12 protein-coding genes, 1 tRNA gene and 1 pseudogene are annotated in these 22857 nt (G+C 45.6%); 13 read left to right on the forward strand and 1 reads right to left on the reverse strand.

Annotated features, from left to right (window positions below; all coding sequences use genetic code 11):
• Positions 1-73 precede the first annotated feature (73 nt).
• The 12 genes and pseudogenes from JCM10512_RS11680 to JCM10512_RS11735 all read left to right on the forward strand — a co-directional run bounded on the left by JCM10512_RS11680 (position 74) and on the right by JCM10512_RS11735 (position 21483).
• Positions 74-4074, forward strand: a pseudogene (locus JCM10512_RS11680) (hybrid sensor histidine kinase/response regulator transcription factor).
• A gap of 216 nt (positions 4075-4290) precedes the next feature.
• On the forward strand, positions 4291-7428 hold the full coding sequence (locus JCM10512_RS11685) for a SusC/RagA family TonB-linked outer membrane protein (RefSeq protein WP_044163254.1): 3138 nt from the start codon (positions 4291-4293) through the stop codon (positions 7426-7428).
• A 14-nt stretch (positions 7429-7442) separates the two neighbouring features.
• Positions 7443-8903 (forward strand): RagB/SusD family nutrient uptake outer membrane protein, encoded by a 1461-nt coding sequence (locus tag JCM10512_RS11690; RefSeq protein ID WP_044163255.1) that lies wholly within the window; start codon positions 7443-7445, stop codon positions 8901-8903.
• A gap of 13 nt (positions 8904-8916) precedes the next feature.
• Positions 8917-9525, forward strand: a complete 609-nt coding sequence (locus JCM10512_RS11695; protein ID WP_044163305.1) for a fasciclin domain-containing protein — start codon at positions 8917-8919, stop codon at positions 9523-9525.
• Between the two features lie 27 nt (positions 9526-9552).
• The gene (locus tag JCM10512_RS11700; RefSeq protein WP_044163257.1) at positions 9553-11091 is read left to right on the forward strand and encodes a hypothetical protein; all 1539 of its coding nucleotides are present in this window, start codon (positions 9553-9555) and stop codon (positions 11089-11091) included.
• 364 nt (positions 11092-11455) lie between these two features.
• Positions 11456-13012, forward strand: coding sequence for a hypothetical protein (locus JCM10512_RS11705; RefSeq protein ID WP_044163260.1), 1557 nt, complete (start codon positions 11456-11458; stop codon positions 13010-13012).
• Positions 13013-13069: 57 nt separating this feature from the next.
• On the forward strand, positions 13070-14053 hold the full coding sequence (locus JCM10512_RS11710; RefSeq protein ID WP_044163263.1) for a DUF6528 family protein: 984 nt from the start codon (positions 13070-13072) through the stop codon (positions 14051-14053).
• A 38-nt stretch (positions 14054-14091) separates the two neighbouring features.
• Positions 14092-15888 carry a glycoside hydrolase family 99 protein gene (locus tag JCM10512_RS11715; RefSeq protein ID WP_044163265.1) on the forward strand — a complete coding sequence of 599 codons (1797 nt, stop codon included), beginning with the start codon at positions 14092-14094 and terminating at the stop codon, positions 15886-15888.
• A gap of 62 nt (positions 15889-15950) precedes the next feature.
• Positions 15951-18626, forward strand: coding sequence for a glycoside hydrolase family 2 TIM barrel-domain containing protein (locus JCM10512_RS11720; RefSeq protein WP_044163267.1), 2676 nt, complete (start codon positions 15951-15953; stop codon positions 18624-18626).
• A gap of 24 nt (positions 18627-18650) precedes the next feature.
• On the forward strand, positions 18651-20072 hold the full coding sequence (locus JCM10512_RS11725) for a sialate O-acetylesterase (protein ID WP_044163269.1): 1422 nt from the start codon (positions 18651-18653) through the stop codon (positions 20070-20072).
• Between the two features lie 57 nt (positions 20073-20129).
• Positions 20130-20921, forward strand: coding sequence for a sialate O-acetylesterase (locus tag JCM10512_RS11730; RefSeq protein ID WP_081741292.1), 792 nt, complete (start codon positions 20130-20132; stop codon positions 20919-20921).
• 274 nt (positions 20922-21195) lie between these two features.
• On the forward strand, positions 21196-21483 hold the full coding sequence (locus JCM10512_RS11735) for a DUF4890 domain-containing protein (RefSeq protein ID WP_500778527.1): 288 nt from the start codon (positions 21196-21198) through the stop codon (positions 21481-21483).
• Between the two features lie 461 nt (positions 21484-21944).
• Here JCM10512_RS11735 and JCM10512_RS11740 read toward each other — a convergent pair.
• Positions 21945-22017: transfer RNA gene (locus tag JCM10512_RS11740), tRNA-Met, on the reverse strand.
• Between the two features lie 238 nt (positions 22018-22255).
• Between JCM10512_RS11740 and JCM10512_RS11745 the strand changes: the two genes are divergently transcribed.
• Positions 22256-22846, forward strand: a complete 591-nt coding sequence (locus tag JCM10512_RS11745) for a TetR/AcrR family transcriptional regulator (RefSeq protein WP_044163271.1) — start codon at positions 22256-22258, stop codon at positions 22844-22846.
• Positions 22847-22857: the final 11 nt, after the last annotated feature.

Genomic DNA, 22857 nt, shown 5'->3' on the forward strand with positions numbered 1-22857 from the left:
CAACTTGGTGGTTATCGTAAAAATGCCTATGTTTGTATGCTAAACATAGACTTATTAAACCTTGGATCATCGTATGCGTGCACAAAGGCTACTTATACCTCTCTTTTTTTTCTTTTTAGGAAATATCTTAACTCTTTCTGGGCAGGAGTACCGATTCGAAACATTAAGTGTCGAGGATGGGCTGTCTCAAATAACGGTGAGCGATATCTGTCAGGACGAGAAGTCCCGGATTTGGATTGCTACCTTAGATGGGTTGAATTGTTACGACGGTAATCGTATCAAGGTTTTCAACTATTTCCATAATGATTCAATTAGTTATGGCAACCTTTACGTCACTCAGATGATAGATGACGGGCAGGGGAGCCTTTTTTTATTGACCTCTACCGGAGTCTTTCAGTTTGATTTGGCAACTGAGAACTACCACCTGCTTCCCATATCTTCCCCTTCTATATTGGCAAAAGGTAAACATGGGGTATGGATTGTGAAGAACAATAAACTTTTTCTGTACGAAAAGACCACTCGTCACCTGAAACAGATGCATACGGGCATACAACTTCCGGAATGCGGCACAAGTATGATTGAGGATGCGGCGGGAACTTTATGGATTGCGCTGAAAGAAAATGGGGTTATGCGACTAGATACTAGCGGACAGATAGGCCTGGAGCTACCCGGCATCAAAGTCATGAAGCTCATGAGTAGCCGTAATCAGAATATATGGATCGGTTCCCAAGGCCATGGCGTCTTTTGTTTCTCACCCGATGGGAAGCCTTTGCATCATTATGAATATGAAGGAAAAGAGACCCATAAGCTTCGGGATGATATGGCGAGAGCGTTATCTCAGGATCTCGAGGGAAATATTTGGGTTGGGTATCGAAGCGGACTGAGTAAGATAGAGGTTGCTACGGGGAGAGTTTACCATTATCAGGCAGACCCTACGCGCATGGGCGCTTTGTCTAACCGTTCGATAACTTCTTTGTATACCGATAATCAAGGTACTATTTGGGTGGGTACGTATTGGGGTGGCGTGAATTATTTCTCGCCCGAATACCAGAACCTACGACATTACCAGGCATCTGCTGACGGACTTTCCTTCTCCGTGGTAGGGGCTATGGCCGAAGATAAACTCGGTCAAGTTTGGATCTGCACCGAAGGTGGCGGATTGAATTTGTATCAGCCGGGGAAAGATCAATTCAAGCATTTCAACGTGCATACGGGACATCATTTCAGTTCCGACTTCCTGAAAGACATTGTTTACGATGAGGCTCATAACTGTTTGTGGATTGCGGCCGATTATACGAATCAGATTAACTGTTTCCGACTGGACACCTATCGGAATGAGGTATATGCGATAGCTACCGGAAAAGAAGCGGAAGTTGGCGAGGCTCTTTTCGCATTGGCCGATACACCGGACACCTTATATATAGGTACAACGTCCGCAGTGGTTAGTTTGGATAAACGAACACTCAAAACGGAAGTACTGTTTCATCAGAAAGAACTGTTTACACATAACTATAATACGTTGTTGCTCGACTCGAAGAAGCGGTTGTGGTTTGCGTCCGATGCCGGATGTATTGCCTATTCGATCGATACCAAGCAGACAAAAACCTATAAAATAAGCCTAAAGAAGCGTGTGAAGTCTCAAAAAGAACTGGTTAACGTCATTTATGAAGACCGGAACGGAGATGTTTGGGTGGGCACACATGGTAGCGGATTGTTCCTATTGAACGAAAAAGAGCAAACGTTTTTCCTGCATACCGGTGAAGAGATGCTTTCGGGGGAGAATATACGGGTGTTGAGTGAGACACCCTCCGGAAAGTTGTTGATGGGAACCGGACACGGCCTATCCATGTTGGACAGGCAAGATGGAAGAGTTACTAATTTTAATTCCAAGACCGGATTCCCGCTAACGTTGGTTAACCGGAAGTCATTGTACGTATCCGGTAAGAACGATATTTATATGGGTGGGGCAACGGGCTTGGTTGTTATCCGAGAGAGCAGTTTACAGTATCCTCCTAAAACATACGATTTGCAGTTGGCGCATCTCTATGTGAACAATAAAGAAGTGAGAACGGGCGACCAAAGCGGTATTCTCGATAAAGCCTTCGCTTATACCGATCAGATACGGTTGAGCTATCGACAGAATGTATTCTCCATCGGCTTCTCGACCGACAATTACCTGCATATCAGTGGAGGTGAAGTGCAATACCGGCTTGAAGGGTATAATGATGAGTGGAGTGAGAGCCGGGCAGGGAATGACATTACCTATACCAATATATCGCCGGGTAAGTATGTTTTCGAAATCCGCTTGAAGAATTCGCCGGAAGTAATCAGCTCTTTGGAGATTCTCATAACGCCGCCATTCTATGCAACTTGGTGGGCGTATCTTATTTACGTGGGGCTTGTGCTAACGATCCTCTTTTTCGTAGTGCGCGAATACCGGATTCGTATCTTCCTGCGGACATCACTCGAGTTTGAACTTCGGGAGAAACAGCATATCGAAGAAATGAATCAGTCCAAGCTGCGTTTCTTCACCAATATCTCGCATGAGATCCGAACCCCCATTACCCTAATCTTGGGGCAAGTAGATATGCTGTTGAACTCCGGCAAACTGTCGACATACGCTTATTCCAAGTTGTTGAATATATATAAGAATGCCGGTAGCCTCAAGTCGCTGATAACCGAATTGCTCGATTTCCGGAAGCAGGAGCAAGGGCTCGTAAACTTAAAAGTATCCCGTTTCAATTTGTATGCTCTGCTGAAAGAGCATTATGTTCTGTTCAAAGAGTTGGCTGCCAACAGAGGGATTGCCTTTACCTTGGATGCCGACAGCGAGCAATGCCTGATGTGGGGTGATCGTTTACAGATACAAAAAGTTATCAATAATCTGTTGTCGAACGCATTTAAGTATACATCCGATGGCGGTTCTATTGCGATAAAGCTGACAGAAGGAGCCGATGACTGTTCGTTCTCAGTATCCGACAATGGGGCGGGGATCTCGAAAGAAGACTACGCCAAGATATTCGAGCGGTTCTATCAGGTGGAGAATATCGGGCAATATGGCGGAACGGGTATCGGTCTGGCCCTCAGTCAAGGTATCGTAAAAGCCATCAGGGTGACATTGCGGTCGAAAGTCAGATTGGGCAAGGCGCTTGTTTCAGTGTTACTTTTAAAAAGGGGGACGCTCATTTTGATTCTTCCGTTACCCGAGTCGACCCGGCACATGATAAAGAGTATATTTACTTCTCGGAAGAGAAGCAGGCTCTGATCGAAGAGGGGCAGACTGCACAAAGCGAGAGTGGAACAACCGACTGTAAGTTGCTGGTTGTCGACGACAATGAAGAGATCCGAAATATTCTCGTCGATATATTCTCTCCTTTATATACGGTTGAAACCGCAAGCGATGGTGAAGAAGGCTATGATAAAGTAAGAAAGCTACAACCCGATTTAGTTATTTCGGATATCATGATGCCGGGAATGCCCGGAACCGAGTTGTGCGCTAAAATTAAGAATCATATAGAAACCTGCCACATTCCTGTTGTTCTGTTGACCGCGCTCAGTGCGCCCGAACGCGAACTGGAAGGACTCCGAATCGGGGCCGATTGTTATGTCGTGAAGCCTTTCAATATGCGAAGATTGGTGATGCAGTGCAACAACCTGATTAACACCCGTCGGATTTTGCAGCAGAAGTATGCCCGTCAGTTGGATGGCAAAGCGGAAAAGATTGCGACCAATAAGCTCGATCAGCAGTTTATCGAGCAAGCCACGCAGGTGGTAGAGGCTCATTTAGAGAATCCGGAGTTTAGTGTCGAACTGTTTTCAAGAGAGATGGGCGTGGGACGCACGGTTTTATTTCAGAAGATCAAAGGAATTACCGGAAGTACGCCTAACAATTTCATCATGAATATGCGTTTGAAAAAAGCCACTTACTTTTTATTGAACGCTCCCGAGATGAATATATCAGATATTGCCTATCGCTTGGGATTTGGAAATCCTCAATACTTCAACAAATGCTTTAAAGAACTTTTCGGTGTTGCTCCCACGCAATATCGGAAATCTCAGCAGCCTCCCGCTTAAAAAGCCCCTATTTAGTGCTTGAGACAGGGTATCCGAACTTTTAGACCTTATAAAACGAACGATCGGATAGGGTTGTATGCTCCAATACGCCCTACTTTTGTGACGTTGGTAATGCCTTTAAGCAAGTGGTGTGTATGTACATACCAGATTACCTCCTCTTTATAGTAAAGAACGAATTATACCTTTGTAATTAACCATTTTAAATTTATTCTAGTTATGAAAGATTTGCAAAGCGGGACAAAAGTACGATTGCTTCAGTCGTTTCTTTTGCTATCCTTAAGTCTCCTTTTACTGACCGGTCCGATTTATGCGCAGGGCGGGTTTACGGTAAAAGGAGTGATTGTAGATAAAACAGGTTTCCCGTTGCCGGGAGCCAATGTGATGGAGAAAGGAACGACTACGGGAACCATCACCGATCTGGATGGAAACTTCTCGTTGGGTGTAACCAAGAAAGGAACCACCCTGACCATATCGTTCATGGGATATACTTCTAAAGATATAGTCGTGAAGGATCAAACCGTGAACATTGTTCTCGAAGAAAACTCCAAACTTCTGGATGAAGTCGTTGTGGTAGGTTACGGCACAATGAAAAAGCGTGATGTAACAGGCGCGATAACCTCTATCACCAGCGAAGCTATTGAGAAGAAAATGGCGACGAGTGTTTTCGAAGCCTTGCAAGGTACAACTGCTGGTGTACAAGTTGTGTCCGGTTCGGGGCAACCCGGAGAATCTTCGTCTATTAAGATTCGCGGAACCTCTACGTTCTCAGCAGAAGGAGTTACACCTCTTTATATTGTCGACGGGGTACCTTTGGAAAGTATTGATGGAATAAACACCAATGACATTACCTCGATGGAGATCCTGAAAGATGCTGCTTCCGCTGCTATCTACGGATCGCGTTCGGCCAACGGTGTTATCATCATAACGACCAAAAGCGGCCAAGAAGGAAAAGCCCGCATCGATATTAAGTACAATCACTCCTGGGGAACCCTTTCCCATAAAGTGGCGCAAGCCAACCGCTTAGATCGTTTGCAGTACGACCAGTATCGCAAAGAGTATTTCGAAACATACGGCGGGGGCAATCCGGCCGAAAGTATCGACATACTGGACGATCCTTACAACTCCTTCTTCAATGTCGACAACGACTACCTGGATATGATTACCAGTACGGCTCAGAAAGATCAGATTGATGTGAGTGTAGGAGGCGGTACGAAGAAGCTGAAATACTTCATCAATACCGGTTACTATAACGAGAAAGGGATTATTTCGAATACCGGTTTCCAACGATTGAATACACGTATCAACTCCGATTATTCGCCAACAGACTGGATGAATATGGGTAGCCGTCTGTCGCTGACCTATTCAAAGAAGAAAGGTTTGAATGAAGGACAATTGTTGAGTTCCGTATTAAGCCGTCGTCCGTATTTCAATACCTATTATCCCGACGGATCGTTGGTTGGCGTGTTCAATGGCCAGAAGAATCCCATTGCTCAAATCAACTATACAACCGATTTCACCGACTCTTATAAGGCGAACTTCTTTCAGTTCTTTGAAATAAAGTTCAATAAATACCTGAAGTTCCGGGCCAATGTCGGCGCGAACTTCTATTTAGACAAACGTAAGAAGCTGGAGCCTAGCCTGATTACCGATGAATGGCAGAGACAGAATAGAGGATATTCTTATAACTACCTCAACTGGAACTGGATGAACGAAGACTTCATCACCTATGCCCGTAAGATCAAAGGCCATAACTTCAGTGTGATGGCGGGAGTCAGCGCGCAACAATGGCGTTATGAGAACGAAACCTTTGTAGGAATGAATTCGTCGACCGATTTTATCTATACGATGAATGCCTTTGCTGCCAACCTCGACTTATCCGCTACCGGATCGACGTTGTCCAACCACGCCATGGCTTCCGTCTTTGCCCGCGTCACCTATGACTATCTGGGCAAGTACCTGTTCACGGCTAATATCCGTCGCGACGGTTCCTCTCGTTTCTCCAAGGAAAACAAATGGGGTAATTTCCCGTCCGTATCGATGGGATGGCGTTTCTCCGACGAGAATTTCATGAAGTTCTCGAAAGGTTTTCTGGAAGATGCTAAGATTCGCGTAAGCTACGGTATCACAGGTAATGAAGCGATTGGCAATTATGACTATATCTATTCCTATTCGCCGAATTCTATTTATGATGGAGTGGGCGGCGTAGTTCCCACCCGTATCGGTAAAGACAACCTGAAGTGGGAAGAGACCAAGCAGTTTAACCTGGGACTCGACTTGAACTTCTGGGATAGCCGCTTGATTATCACCGCCGATTACTATGATAAGTACACCGATGGTTTGCTGGCCAACTACCAGTTGCCCAAGGAGTCAGGCTTCTCATACATGAAAACCAACGTTGGCGAGATGAGCAATCGTGGTTTTGAGATAGCTGTGACAGGAGACCTTGTTCGTTCGAAGGATTGGCAATGGAACGCGTCGTTCAATATCTCCCGCAATATAAACCGCATCGAGAAACTCTCCGAAGGTAAAGCCTATATGGAAGGCGATATCTGGTGGATGCAGGAAGGCGGACAAGTAGGCGATTTCTACGGCTTTAAGAGTGCCGGAGTCTTTGCGTACGATGAATCGAACGCATTTACGGATAGTTGGGAACAGCTGACCCCTGTTTTTGAAGGTGGCGTCTTTCAATATAAATATATGTTGAACGGACAAGAGTATACCGGTGATATACACCGCAAAACACTGCCCAACGGCAAACCTTTCCGTGGCGGCGACTACAACTGGTCTGAGCCGGAAGGTTCTCGCGATGGCGTGATCGATGACAACGACCGTATGGTTATCGGCAATGCGATGCCGAATGTAACCGGTGGACTGAATACGACCGTGACCTGGAAAAAGCTCTCTTTATACCTGGGATTCTATTATTCACTGGGTGGTAAGATCTATAACGCCGCCGAGCACAACCGCAATATGTTCAAGTATTCGGGCACAACACCTTCTCCCGAAGTGATCCACAACATGTGGTTGCGTCCGGGTGATCGGGCAATTTATCCTCGTCCCTACAATGATGACTTTAACAATGCCCGTGTAGGTAACTCATTCTATCTGGAAGATGCTTCCTTCATCCGTTTGCAGAATATACGTATGGCGTATGACTTGCCTAACAACTGGGTGCAGAAGCTGCTGTTGAAGAACGTCAATGTATACGCGTTTGTGAATAATGCCTTGACGTGGACCAATTACTCCGGTTTCGATCCTGAGTTCTCTACAAATAACCCGCTTCAGATTGGTAAGGACTCGTATCGTTATCCGAGAAAGCGTGAGTATGGTATTGGTTTTTCCGCTAACTTTTAATTGAAGATTATCGTATGAAAAAGATAAAATATATGCTTGGAGCCTGCTGTCTGGCTCTGTCATTAACTAGTTGTTCAGACTTTCTGAATGAAGAACCGGTAAGTGAGATTCCTGCCGGCGAAATGTGGAAGACAGCCCGTGATGCGAAAGCTGGAGTCAATGAAATCTACGGATTGCTACGCTCCACGTTGCGCGAAAACTACTTCTATTGGGGAGAATTCCGTTCGGATAATGTAGCTCCCGGTGCTCCCGTTATGGCCGATCAGGCACGGGTTATCAACAACCTGATGTCAACCGACGAGCGAAGCGCGCGCTGGACTACGCTGTATCAGCTGATTAATCAGGCAAACCTCGCCATTAAGTATGTACCGGGTATCAGCATGCCCGATGTTGCCGACCGCAACGACTACCTCGGTCAGGCCTATGCGATGCGTGCTTTAGCCTACTTCTACGCCATTCGGGTATGGGGTGATGTACCTCTTTTTGTAGAACCTACCGAGAAATACTCGAAAGATATTTATAAAGTGCGTACCAATTGCGAAACGATTCTGGAAGAAGTTATTATTCCGGACCTGAAGAAGGCCGAGACGTTGATCAACCGTAACAAGAACTTCGAACGCAAACGTATCTCTATCTGTGGCGTTTGGGCTATCATGGCCGATGTATATATGTGGACCGGCCAGTATAACCTAGCCGATCAGACCATTGATAAAATGGCGGATATAAGCTCCTCGAAAGGACGTTTCGTCGACTTCGAACCATCGATTCAGGCTTGGCATACCATGTTCACCGAAGAACTAAACAACAAACCGTCGGATGATACTCCGGAGAATGACGAGTATTCCACGAAAGAATTTATCTTCCTCGTTCATTTCAATATGGATGAAGTAGGTACCAACGGATACAGCTATATGTATCAATGGTTCTCCGGTTCCGGCAACCGTGCCGCCGTTCTGTCCGATCAGTATATGAATATATTCAACGAAGCCGATATGCGAGGCGACTTGCGCAAAGACTATACGGTGAAACTCTATCAGAATGGTAATGAACTTCGCAAGTACATGTCCGGTGACGTGAGCAACTCGCTAAACAAAATGTGCGAGGTCGGTTATCCCATTTACCGATATACCGATATGCTGCTATTGCAGGCTGAGGCTCGTGCCCGCTTAGGGAAATGGGAAGAAGCGTTGGACTTAGTGAAGAAAGTACGCGACCGTGCCGGCTTGGTGACTCCTACCGCGCTCGACTTTGCTTCGGAAAATGAGATTATCGACTATATCCTGCGCGAACGTCAGGTAGAACTTGTGGGCGAAGGCCGCCGTTGGTTCGATCTGGTGCGTACCGGCAAGTGGAAAGAAGTAATGGAGCCAATCAACGGAATGAGCCAAGATGGCAACGAAGTGTTCCCGATCCATTATTCCCATGTGTTGGAGAATCCTAAATTAGTTCAGAACTCATATTATGGTAACAACTAAAACGATTGAAACAATGAAAAAGACACTATACAGAACCCTCTTCTTCGGTCTGGCCGCCCTGCTATTTACAGGCTGTGGACTCGACTTACAGAAGAATTACGATTACGAATCCTCGGTAGCCGATCCGCATGTCAACGTGGTGGCTTGGGAATACTTTCAGGATCATCCCGATATTTTCTCCGAGTTTACCGAGGCCATCGAATATACCGGCTTGAAAGATTACTATACCCAGACTGAGAATAAATACACCTTTCTGGCACTGAATAATACCGCCATGCAGTCCTACCGTGATAATGTGTTTCCGGGAGAGACTTCGATTACCAACTGCGACAGAGAGACCGTGAAGAACATGTTGCTGTATCACATTGTCGATGGCGAATATAGCTCGTACGGTGAGTTGCAGGTAGAAGCCATGTTTGTATTGACCCTGCTTCCCGGAGAAAGGGGACTAATGACCATGTCCGTTTGGAAGAATCCTTGGCAAGCCGCGGTAGGTAAGATTTTGGTCAATGAAACCGGTAGCAACGGGAAGTCGCCTCAGCGTAACGCCAAAACAAGTAACATCCTGCCTACGAACGGTGTGATTCACATCTTCGAGAAATATTGTTATTACCAGCAATAATCAGTATTAAATTAAAAAGAGTTTATTATGATTCGTAAATTATATACCATCTTATTAATCGGACTTTGCTTGAACCTTGTGGCTTGCGGCGACGATCATGAAAACGTCGACCCGAATGCGGCCGCTCCTGTTATCAAGTTTCCGATGGAACAACTGGACGTTGACCTGAATAAAGTCGATAACCTGCCCGTTGTAGCTGTAGTCAAGTCGCAAGCCGGCTTGCGGAGTGTAACCATGAAAATACAAACGGCCGAGGGCACGGTTGATTATAAAACCGTGACGGACTTCTTCAACCCGAACTCTTACAGCCTCTCGGAAAGAGTGGAGTACGAAGCCAACTTTCAGGCATTTGTGATCGAAGCCACCGACAAACTCAATCACGTCGTTACCGAAACGTTGCCCATAGTCGTTACCGATGTAGTAGAACGCCCCGCCATCACGTTCGATCCGGCGGAGATTGTGTACGATGAAATGGAAGAGAATCCTACGATTCCCCGTACTACCTTCAAGGTTACTTCGGAAGCCGGCTTGAAGAAAGTAGAGATGTATCTGGTATCGGTCAGCGGACAAGTATCGAAAGGAACCGCCGAACTGAACAATGAAGCGGAATACAACTTCGACGAAATGATCGATTATAAGGAAGGCGATAAAGGTTTCAAGGTAAAAGCCGAAGACACTTATGGCTATATCACCATCGCTACACTGCCCGTTACCTACAAAACGATCCCCGGACCGGAATTGACGCTGGCCGATCAAGTGATCTTTGCCGATACCGATGTTAAAACCGGCGTAAACATACAGGCAGAATCGGTTCGTGGTGTCCACGAAGTCGTGATCTATCGCATTGAAAACGGACAGGAAGTTGAAGCTTACCGGGAACAGAAAAACGGAGAACACGCCCTGAACTATGCACCGAAGATAGACTTGACCGAATCCACCTCTCAACTCAAAGTAGTTGTTTCCGATGGCCGGGCGGGTAAAGAAGCGATTGGCTACGTGAAGACGTATGTCAACATGGATGTTGCCACTGTACATGTCGGTAGTCAGCCACTGGCTAACAACGCACACGATAAATTCCCGGACGCTTTCGGTATGCTCTCTTTCAATGATATGAAAACATACTCCATTGATTATGCGATATCCAGCGAAGCCAACGCGAAGAATGTGGACTTGAAGTTCTACTGCTTTGGCGGTGCCGGTGTTCCTCGCTTATACTCGATGGATAATACCGAGAAAGATAGTGAATTTAATGGTTCCACGGGTAAACTGTCGACTATTAAAGCGAAGAATATGACTCGTTTCGCGACCTTGACCGATTTCGACTTTGACAATGCTACGGTTACTTCCATTTCGGAAATACTCTCGAGCAGTATCTCGATCTCCAAGCTGACTCCTTTCGCGGTGGGCGATGTGATCGCTTTCCGTACCGGAAGTTCGTCAACAGCAGGCGGAGCGAGAGTTGGAATCATGAAAGTGGTCAGCATGACCGAACCGAAAGAACTACTGCCTAGTAACGCCACCGCACGCGTAATGACTCTTGAGATCAAATTCCCTAAGAAGAAGTGACGCATGGGCAATACTACTTGCCGTATAATGTATTACTAGATAACTCTCTTTCTATAGGTACTAAACTTCCTTCTCAGTGGAAGTAAAGTTACTTGCTGTTCGATCTTAACTATAAACGTAACTTGCATTTTTATAATTGCAAGTTGCGTTTATAAAAACAAAGCTTTTGGTTTTATAACTGAAGCCTTTGTTTAAAGTTTACAGTTAGAGAAACGGAAGATTGCTGTTGAAGCAATGAAGTTATCTATTGGTAAAGAACAACTTTACTAGTATTAGCTTGGGTGAAGACCAATAAGCGTTCACCCGACGACTTGTAATGATAAGCAGGAAGATTAACTAACCAGATGTAATAGATGAACGTGATATGAGCAAACAGATCTATTCGTATTTCCTCTTTTTGTATGTAGCCGGACTGATGCAGTTGACCACCAGCTGTTCCTCTTCCCGTGTGGCGGATATTCCGGAACCGGAAGTGCCCGAAACACCTATTGCTCCTACGGAAGATGAATACACCTTTTTGAATACAGCGTACCGGAAATGGCAGAGCGGAGCTTTCCAACCGTGGGCGACAACCGATTCCCACCAGACTCGTGTGATCGATCGGATGAATTGGTACGCTCCATCAACCGATTACAAACGGACGGCTTGGGGCGGACGGATAGGTTTACAGGCATCTTCCGTAGTCGGCAAAGACGGTTTTTTCCGGGTAGCTACTTGCCAAGGCCGCCATTACCTGCTCGATCCTGATAACGGAGCGGTTGTTTTGCACGGAATCCAGCATGTACGTCCGGGAACATCCGTACCCCATCAGGAAGCTTTCAACAGGAAGTTCGGCAGTGATGCCCGCTGGAGCGAAGAAACGGGTAAACTCCTGGCCGACAATCATATCAACTACATCTCCTACGGATCGAATCGGATCGAAGCTTTTCCGGTTGCGATGCGTGCGAACCTGCTTACACCCCAAACGCAGAAAATAGCTTATGCGGAGAATCTAAGTCTGCTTCGGACTTTTATGTGGGACATGCGTAAGAATCTCGGTTATGCGTTCGAAGATGGTACGTACAACCGGTTCGTTCTTCTTTTTGAACCGACCTTCGCGTCCTATATCGACGACCTTGTACGTGAGAAATCCGCTTTGTTTGCAGGCGACAAGCACTTCATCGGCTACTATCTGGACAATGAATTGCCCTTCGCAAGTTATCAAAATGCCGACCCGTTGCGAGGAATCGACCTGAAACATTTCCTGAGTTTGCCCGATCGCTACAGAGCGGCGCGCACCTATGCGGAGAAGTTCATGAAGGAACGGGGAATTTCCGCTCCCGGAGCGATCACGCAGCAAGATCAGGAGAGCTTCCGCGCACTCGTTGCCGATACCTATTATCGGTTGACGACGGAAACAGTCAGACGCTATGACACGGAGCATTTAATTCTGGGCACCCGCCTGCACGATTGGAGCAAATACAATCAGCAAGTGCTGGAAGCCTGCGCCCGTTACTGCGAGGTAGTTTCCATTAATTATTATGGCCGCTGGCAACCGGAACCGGACTTCCTGAAGAGTCTGCAAACATGGTGCATCGGTAAACCTTTTCTGGTCTCAGAGTTCTACGTCAAAGCCGATGAGGCTGCCTATAAAGGCAAGAAGTACACCAATATTGAAGGAGGCGGATGGCTGGTGCATACGCAAAAGAACCGGGGAGAGTTTTATCAGAACTTTGGTCTGCGTCTGCTCGAAGCCCGCAATTGCATCGGTTGGGTGCACTTTGAATACAACGATGGCTATGCCGCGGATGGAAACGCCTCGAACAAAGGCATTGTCTCGCTGGAGTATGAACCTTATGAATCTTTCCTTTCCTATATGCGGCAGTTGAATCTGTCCGTTCATCCGCTGATTGATTACTATGATAAGCAGTCGCGGCAATGATTGGAACAAGGTAATTAACTAATAAACAGCAAGAAATAAATTAAAATAGAAACGATCATGAAGAAGTTGAGTTTGTTTGCAATCCTTTTAGGACTTACAATATCGTTGGCTGCCTGTTCGGATGACGACACGATCGCAGTGGCGCAGAATAAACCGTTCCAACTCCCGGAAAAGGCCTATGTACTGGCCGAACAATCCAGGCGGGCTATTGTGATACGGGATGCCGAAACCAATCAAAATGTATGGAGTTGGGACCCGTATACGGCTTGTGTGCCTTCGGCTCATCAGAATTGGTTTATCAATCCGAGCGAAGTGAAACCGGTATTTAATAAACGCTATATCCTGATGACGGCTTCGGGTGGAGCGGTTGCTCTCATCCGTTTGTCGGATCACAAACTGATGTTCTACGCCAACTGCGGACAGAATCCTCACTCGGCCGAACTGTTGCCGGATGGGAATATTGTTACCGCTGAGTCCCGGTCGGGCGAAATCAATACGTTCGTTGTCGATACGCTTAAAGTATTGGGTATGAAAGCCAATACGGTGAAGTTAGGCAATGCGCATAATGTAGTTTGGGATCAGAAAAGAGCGTGTGTTTATGCAACGGCTACCATGCAGGCAGGCGTCACCGCCTTGTTCCGCTTCAAATACAACGGCGACCGGAACAATCCGAAGCTAACCAATCAGCAACGTATCTATACATTCGAGAAAGAATCGGGCGGACACGATCTGTTCCCGGTGGTGGGAGCGGAAGATAAACTGTGGCTCACGGCAGCTTCGGCTGTCTATCAGGTCGATCTATCTACAGATACGCCTACATGCGAGAAAGTATATAGCTTGCCCGATATAAAAAGCGTTTGCAACGGGCCGGACGGAGTCTTAATGCTCAGCCCGACCGAAGAATGGTGGGCGGAAGGACTGACGAACGAGCAAGGCAAAGCGCTCTTCCAAATGGATGGAGCGAAGATTTATAAAGGCCGTTGGATGATCGACAACACCTTTAGTTATCCGGTGAAGCATGAGTTGCTGCTGGGTGAGTAATAATAAAGTAGGTAAATTGAATAATTAAGTTTGTAACCATGAGAAAACTTCTTCTTATACTATGTATGCTTTCAGCTTTGCAGGTTGCTTGGGCACAGAACGGAAAGAAAGTATATGCTGACTTTCACGGCGTGCGTTATACGCGTCAGCACGATGGGAAGCTGGGGCGTTGGGAATTGTATGCCAACACCGAGAAGTCTGCTACGGGCAGAAAGTCGTTGTGTTATAATGCCGACTTGATTGACGCTGACGGACGCAATCAGATCGCTGCTGTCTATTATCCGCAGGTCGGTATGCAGTCCAACCTCGATCCGGACTATATTGAATATCAGATATTATCTGCCAAAACGGCTCAAATAGACGGCTTCTTTATCGAATGGGGTTTTAAACCTCATGAGAACGATGAGTTATTGCGTGCGATGCAGCAGGTAGCGGCCAAGTATGACTTCGAAATCGGAGTAAACTGGTGTGACGGTTGGCTGTATTACAATTGGATCACAAAGATCTATCCCGAAATCAATACCCGCGAAGCAAAGACTGAATATATGGCGCAGTGCTATCAGTATTTGGTCGATAGTGTTTTTACCGGACCTACGGCACCGATTGTGAAGGGGATGCCGGTGTTTTACCATTTCGGTCCCGGAGCCACAATCGACGAATACCGCAAGGTGCTCTCGGAGGTGAAGCTTCCTCAGGGGATGAAGCAGCCTGTTGCCTTACGCCGCTGGGCCGATTGGGGCAAATTGGAGAACAATACCTATATACCGGTTACGCAGAGTGCCGATATGGATGCCTGGAAGCAAGTGGGCGAAGTGCCGACTGCCTGGCTACCGGCACGCGTTCGCCCAAGAGATGAGGCGCACGCAGCATGGGATAACTATGCGACTCCGAATGATGTGATCGAATTCATGAAACCTTTTCGGGATTCTATCTGGCACAGCACTAATCCGGCCTATACGGTGAAGTCAGGTTTTGCCATGCCGGGAATGGATAACCGGGGATGCGCAGGTTGGGGGCGTGGACACTTCTACTACATCCCGCGCAACAACGGAGAGACTTACAGCAATATGTGGAAATTCTGCATGGAGGAAAAGGAACATTTGGATATGATGTTTATCGCTTCTTGGAGCGACTATACCGAAGGCCATGAGATTGAGCCGACTATTGAAAACGGTGACCGCGAGTTGCGGACGACTCTTAAATATGCCGCCGAGTTTAAAGACGAACAAGCGGATGAACGGGGACTGACGCTTCCGTTGGAGCTTTTCCGTTTGCGCAAAGAAGCACGTTTTCTGGAGAAATCCAAAATGGATGTATCCGGCTGTATCCGTGCGTTGGATAAGGTTGCTTTATTGATTAGCCAGAGACGCTATCCGGTTGCTATCGGCTTGTTGTCGCAAATAGACAATGACGTTAAAGGTGCCAAAGCTTCTTTAACTGTCGAGATGAAGCGTTTGCGTGAGTCGGAATTGAATATTCAGGGAAAACGAAAATCCGGAGGATACAATCTGTCGGAGTCATTATCTATTGGTTTCCCGAAAGAACTGGTCTCGCAATTGCAAATGAACAATTACGTGGGTTACCTATATTTTGAATACCTCGATAGAGGGAAAGAAACCTTTTTTATCCGGTCGTCTACCTCACGTGAACCGGCCGAACCGTTTCGAATCGTATCTCGCATTCGTACCGATGATACGGGCGAATGGAAGAGTGCCAAGGTTGAACTGTACAAAGACAATATCGTCTACGGGTTCAATAAGCCCACTTTCTACCTGAAAGGCAATGTGATCATTCGCAATCTGTCAGTAGGTTATACCATCTATACGGTCAAATAACGGTGTCGATGAAGTGTTTGAAAGAATTAGGTATTAGTTTAAATTATAAGTATGCATAAGTCATGAAGAAGTTTCTCTCTATATTTATTCTGTTGTTTATTGTAGGATGGGCACAGGCACAACAGCGTGTGGTGTATACCATAAACGACGGATGGAAGTTCAAAAAAGGATCTCTCTTTGAAGCGCAGTTGACAAGCTGTGATGACTCTTCTTGGGAGGTGATCAATATCCCTCATACGTGGAATGATAAAGACGGAGACGATGAAACTCCGGGACTTTACCGCGGACCGGCCTGGTATCGGAAGAGTCTGCTTCTTGATAAGAGTCAGGAAGGTCGTCAGGCCGTTATCTATTTCGAAGGAGCTAATCGGGAAGTACAAGTCTATCTGAATGGAGCCTTTGTCGGCGAGCATAAAGGCGGTTATACCCGTTTCTGCTTCGACATCACTCCGCATCTTCGTTATGGACAGGAGAACCTGTTCGCCATTTGTGTGAATAATGTGCATAACCCGAATATCCCGCCTTTGTCTGCCGACTTCACTTTCTACGGAGGTATCTATCGGGATGTCTATTTGCAGTTTATGAATCCGGTGCATGTGGCTACGCATGATTACGCTTCTTGCGGAGTCTATATCCGTACGCCGCAGGTCGACAAATCCGAAGCGACCGTTGAGGTCACAACCTTGCTGACTAATCAAACGGATCGGGCGGTCGACGTGCTTGTAGAGAATGTGATTTGTGATGCTACCGGGAAAGAGGTCCGGAAAACCGATGCGTCCGTTCGCTTGGCAGCGGGCGAAACGAAAACCGATGTTTCGAAGAAGATTAAAATCACTTCTCCTCGTTTGTGGGACATCGACGATCCGTATCGGTATAGAGTCTATACTCGTATATTGGATAAAAAGCGTGGGGCTCTGTTGGACGAAGTGGTAAACCCCTTGGGCTTGCGTTGGTTTGAATTCGATTCGGAACGGGGTTTCTCGCTGAATGGCAAAGCACGTAAACTCATCGGTACGGCTCGTCACCAAGACTATTTTGAGAAAGGTAACGCGCTTCGGGATGAGATGCATGTACGGGATGTGCTGTTATTGAAAGAAATGGGCGGTAACTTCTTGCGGGTTTCGCATTATCCCCAAGATCCTGTCATCATGGAGATGTGCGATAAGTTGGGCATTGTGACTTCGGTGGAGATTCCCGTAGTCAATGCGGTTACCGAAACCGAAGAGTTCCTGAACAACTCCGTGGAAATGGCCAAGGAAATGATACGTCAGGACTTCAATCGTCCCTCAGTTATGATTTGGGGGTATATGAATGAGATTCTTTTGCGACGTCCTTATACCGAAGGCAAACAACTTGAAGATTATTACCGGTATACCGAAAAGGTAGCCCGTGCTTTAGAGGCGACCGTTCGGCAAGAAGACCCTTCCCGCTATACAATGATGGCTTATCACAATGCTCCCCAGTATTATGAAGATGCCCGGTTGACGGATATTCCCATGATTCAGGGTTGGAACCTGTATCAAGGGTGGTACGAGCCGGACATCAATGAGTTTCAACGGTTGCTTGATCGTGCGCATCACACGTATAAAGGAAAAGTCTTGATGGTCACGGAGTATGGGCCGGGTGTCGATGAACGTCTTCATTCCTATCAACCGGAGCTTTTTGACTTCTCTCAGGAGTATGGGCTTGTGTATCATCGGCATTATATGAAAGAAATGATGAAGCGTCCTTTCATTGCCGGTGCCAGTCTGTGGAATCTGAATGATTTCTATTCCGAGTCACGTATCGATGTCGTTCCTCATGTTAATAATAAGGGGATAGTCGGGCTTGATCGGGAGCACAAAGATTCGTATTGGTTTTATAAAGCGCTTCTAACTCAGAAGCCGATGGTTGTAATCGGCAACCGGGAATGGAAGGCGCGGGGCGGTGTTGTGAATACCGATAATCGCGCGTGCTTGCAGTCGATTCCTGTTTTCTCTAATGCAGAGGAGGTTGAACTGTTTACGAATGGCCAAAGTTTGGGAAACAAGCGGTTAGAAGCCGGTTGTGCGTTTTTTGACGTTCCGTTTGTGGATGGTGACAATCAATTGGAGGCGGTGGCGCTCGTGGATGGTTGCCGGGTGCACGATCTGTTGACCGTTCGCTTCGAACTGATCGAATCGTTCTTGAAGGATAGTCAGAAACCGTTTACAGAGTTAAATGTAATGCTTGGCTCTCCCCGATATTTTGAAGATCGGGAAGCTAATATGCTTTGGATTCCCGAACAGGAATATAAACCGGGTAGTTGGGGATTTGTGGGTGGAACTCCCTATCGTCGGAAAACAGGGTTCGGAACGATGCTCGGTTCGGATATTGACATTTACGGAACTAACCAGAATCCCATCTTCCAAACACAACGTATGGGTATCAAATCTTTTAAAGCAGATATGCCCGATGGAGAATATTCCGTATATTTGTACTGGGCGGAACTGGATTCGGATAAGAAGAAAGAAGCCTTAGTCTACAACCTGGGTGCTGATTCGGAACAAGTGCTTGCCGGAAACCGTAGCTTCGGCCTATCGATGAATGGCGTAACGGTGCTGGATGATTTGAATATCGCTCGTGATTATGGCTATGCCCGTGCTGTGATAAAGAAGTTTATGGTAACGATCAAGAATGGCGAAGGACTGCGTGTTGACTTCCATCCGAAGGAGGGGGAGACGCTGTTGAATGCGATTCGCATTTATAGAAACTATTGAGATTAGTTATAATCATATATTCGTATGAAAAAACACGTTTTGACTTTTATGTTGGCTAGCTTTTCGCTAGCTGCTGTTGCTCAGGTAAAGTTACCAGCTATTTTTGGCGATAATATGGTGCTACAACAACAGTCGGAAGTTCCTGTTTGGGGAAAGGCTGTTCCGGGAGAGCGTGTGACGGTGAAGAGTAGTTGGGACAATAAACAATATACTGCTACGGTTGCTTCGGATAGCACGTGGCGAGTGCGCATACATACTCCGGCAGCATCAAACAGTAGTTTTCAATTGACAATTGCTTCGGGTAAAGAACGGAGAGTCTTTAAAGATGTTGTGATGGGCGAGGTGTGGTTATGCAGTGGCCAGTCTAATATGGAAATGCCCATGAAAGGATTTCCCTCGCAGCCAATATTAGGTGGGCAGGATGATATCGTACATTCCACCAATTCTTCTATTCGTTGTTTCACAGTAAAGAGAAATAGTAGCATAATTCCTCAAACAGACTGTGTGGGTAACTGGGAACTGGCTTCGCCGAATACTACACCGGACTTCACCGCTACCGGGTATTATTTTGCTCGCTTGCTGCAAGAACTGTTACAAATACCGGTGGGCATTATTCATGCTAGCTGGGGCGGAGCCTCGATTGAAGCGTGGATGCCGCGTGAGTGTTTTGCTGCATTCCCTCATATTAAGTTACCAGCTAGCCAAGCTGATCTGAAACCCGCTCATGAAGTTCCTATCGGCTTGTTTAACGGTATGCTTCATCCTTTTGTTGGTTTCCCCATAAAAGGGGCCATCTGGTATCAGGGCGAAACAAATGCCAGTCGGTATAGGAGTTATCCTGAACTGTTCAAGGCAATGCATCGCGAATGGAACAAAGTTTGGGAATGTGGTGATTTCCCGATTTACTTTTGTCAGATAGCACCGCATAGAGAACCCGAAAAGGCAGCTAAGGCGTTCATGCGGGAAGCTCAGATGTATATTGCACAGACACAGCCACGAACGGGCATAGCTGTATTGACTGATGCCGGTGATTTGGATTGTGTACATCCGGCTAATAAGTGTGTAGCGGGAGAACGTTTGGCTTACATTGCTCTAGCTCGTGATTACGGTTATCAAAATTTGGCGTATGAAGGTCCTATATTTAAAGAGGCCGTATTCAAAGAAGGTGGTAAGGCGGTAGCTTCTTTTGATAAAGTAGGACTTGGGTTTTCAACCTTTGGACAACCACTGACTGGTTTTGAACTTGCCGGAGAAGATCGTAAGTTCTACCCGGCAGAAGCAAGTATCAATAGATATAATCGTACGATTGAGGTGGTTTCCGATAAGGTTGAGCATCCGGTGGCTGTACGTTATGCGTTTAAGGGATACGTTAATGGTACATTATTTGGGTCCAATGGCTTACCTGTCTCCAGTTTCCGTTCGGATAAATGGGATGATGTGGAGTAGTTTTCTACGATTTATTTAATCTTAATGAGATAAAGTATGAAATACAATATTATAAAAATGAACAGATTCTTTTGTTTTTTATTAATCCTATTCTTAACCCCTTGGACAATTTCTGCTCAGGGAACTAAAGAGAATATCCCGTCCAATCTGGATATCTACCTATGTATCGGCCAGTCTAATATGGCAGGCCGTGCCAAGTTAACTCCGGAATTGATGGATACGTTACCAAACGTTTATCTACTAAATGATAAAGGGTGCTTTGAACCTGCGGCGAATCCGTTGAATCGGTATTCAACCGTTCGGAAAGAATTATCCATGCAACGTTTAGGCCCCTCGTATGCCTTTGCTAAAAAGATGGTTCAGGAAACAAAACGTCCCGTTGGATTAGTTGTCAATGCACGGGGAGGCTCTTCGATTAATTCCTGGCTGAAAGGAAGTAACGATGGTTATTACGAACAAGCATTAGTTCAGGTTCGGAAAGCTTTGAAACAGGGAGGTACGCTAAAAGCGATTCTTTGGCATCAGGGGGAAGCCGATTGTGGCAATCCCGATGCGTATAAAGAGAAATTGAAACAACTGGTAAAGAGTTTCCGGGAAGACTTGAATAATCCGGAATTGCCTGTAGTTGTCGGACAGATTTCTCAATGGAACTGGACGAAGCGCAAGGAAGGGACAGCTCCTTTTAATAAGATGATCCGCAAAGTATCGTCGTTCATCCCACATACCGATTGGGTTTCTACCAAAGACTTAGATTGTTATAAAGATGAAACCGATCCTCATTTCGGAACTAAAGGCCAATTGCTGCTGGGAGAGCGTTATGCTGAAAAGGTATTGCGCATGATTCGTTGAGATTTAGCACCTAACTGTCTGGTTCTTATGGTTATTTAATGTTAATCTTGAAAATTTGGATTAACCTTTTGGCTTTAATTTGGTCAAATATGAAATTGCATTCAGCAATTGGTTTAGTATCAAATTAACTTTAAAAGAAAAAAGACATGAAGAGAATCGTATTTTGGATGGTAGCTTTGCTACTGGTTAGTGGTACAGCTATGGCACAGCAAGGAAATCGCAGAGGTGGAGAACGTATGGACCGAAAACTCGTGCGCAGCATATGACCGAGCGTATGGTAAAAGAATACGCACTGGATGAAGGACAAAGCAAGCAACTGCTGGAAGTCAATCTGGCATGGGCGGAAAAGATGGCGGCCAATCTACCCGGAGGTTCGAAGGGCGAAGGAACTGCTAAGCTGAGTAAGGAAGAACAGGCTAAGAAAATAGATGAGATGAAGAAATCCCGCGAAGATTATGAAGCTCAACTAAAGAAGATTCTTTCCAAGGACCAATATGACTCTTACGTGAAGAAGCAAGCCGAACGTGAGAAACAAATGAAAGAAAGACGGTCGAATCGATAAGTAACCGCAGGCATGAGGGATTATCTCATGTATTCTATAAATAGTAAAGTGCAGGGTTCAGGTTTTATACTTGAATCCTGCACTTTGCTATTTGCACAGTCTATTTTGTTTAATCGCCCCGCATCGTGAGATGTTGCTGATAAATACCAAGTTGATGTGTGAATATACAGCTATAAATGATACCAAATACATGAAAAAACAATGAGAGATACCTCAAAATGTATGAGAGATGGCCTAAAAAACACCTAAAAACACGAGAAAATGATGAGAGATAGCCTATTTTAATTTATCTCTCATTGTACTATTGTGTTGTATTTCAGTTGATTGATTCCTTTCTTATGAGACCATGAGAGATAAAAAAATATTTCTTGCATGTAGGGGAGAGGAGAAAGTGGGATCAATCGGGCTAATTTAGCGAAGGGGTATAAAAAAAGAACCGTCATTTGGACGGTTCTTCTGAGTTGCGGAGATTCGACTCGAACGAATGACCTTTGGGTTATGAGCCCAACGAGCTACCAACTGCTCCACTCCGCGATATTTATTGAGTGCAAAGGTACTGCTTTCTTTGAATGCTGCAAACTATTTCTCATTTATTTTTTATAAAAATGTGGGCTTGTTCGTTATACTGCTGAGAATGAGAAGGCTATAAGATGAAGTTTTTTCTTACCAATAATTAATATTCAAATGTTAATATTCTGGGCAAAATCTTGTGTGGTCTAAAGAAAAGAATTACTTTTGCTCAAAATATCCATCAATGTGCAATTCATAATTTATGACTGTATCTAGAACAAAAGCTAAGTTAGTAGATGTTGCCCGCCAACTTTTCGCTAAGATGGGGGTGGAAAATACAACGATGAACGATATCGCACTTGCTTCTAAAAAAGGTAGGAGAACTCTTTATACCTATTTTAAAAGTAAGGATGAGATCTATCTGGCTGTTGTAGAATCGGAATTGGATATTTTGTCGGATATGATGAAAAAAGTTTCCGAAAAGGATATGTCACCGGATAAAAAGATGCTTGAAATCATCTATACACGTTTGGATGCGATTAAAGAGGTGGTGTATCGGAACGGAACTTTGCGGGCTAACTTCTTCCGCGATATATGGAGGGTGGAGAAAGTTCGTAAGAAATTTGATGCGAAAGAAATACAACTATTTAAAGCTGTGCTGCAAGAAGGACAGAGTAAAGGGGTGTTTCATATTGATGATATAGATATGGCGGCGGCTATTATACATTATTGTGTAAAGGGAATCGAAGTCCCTTATATCCGTGGACAAATAGGTGCCGACCTGGATGATCAAACAAGAAATAAATATGTGTCAAACATTGTATTTGGCGCACTTCATAGAACTGAAATTTAATTAATAAACGA

It is taken from the genome of Bacteroides reticulotermitis JCM 10512 (assembly GCF_000517545.1).
GTDB classification, from domain to species: domain Bacteria; phylum Bacteroidota; class Bacteroidia; order Bacteroidales; family Bacteroidaceae; genus Bacteroides; species Bacteroides reticulotermitis.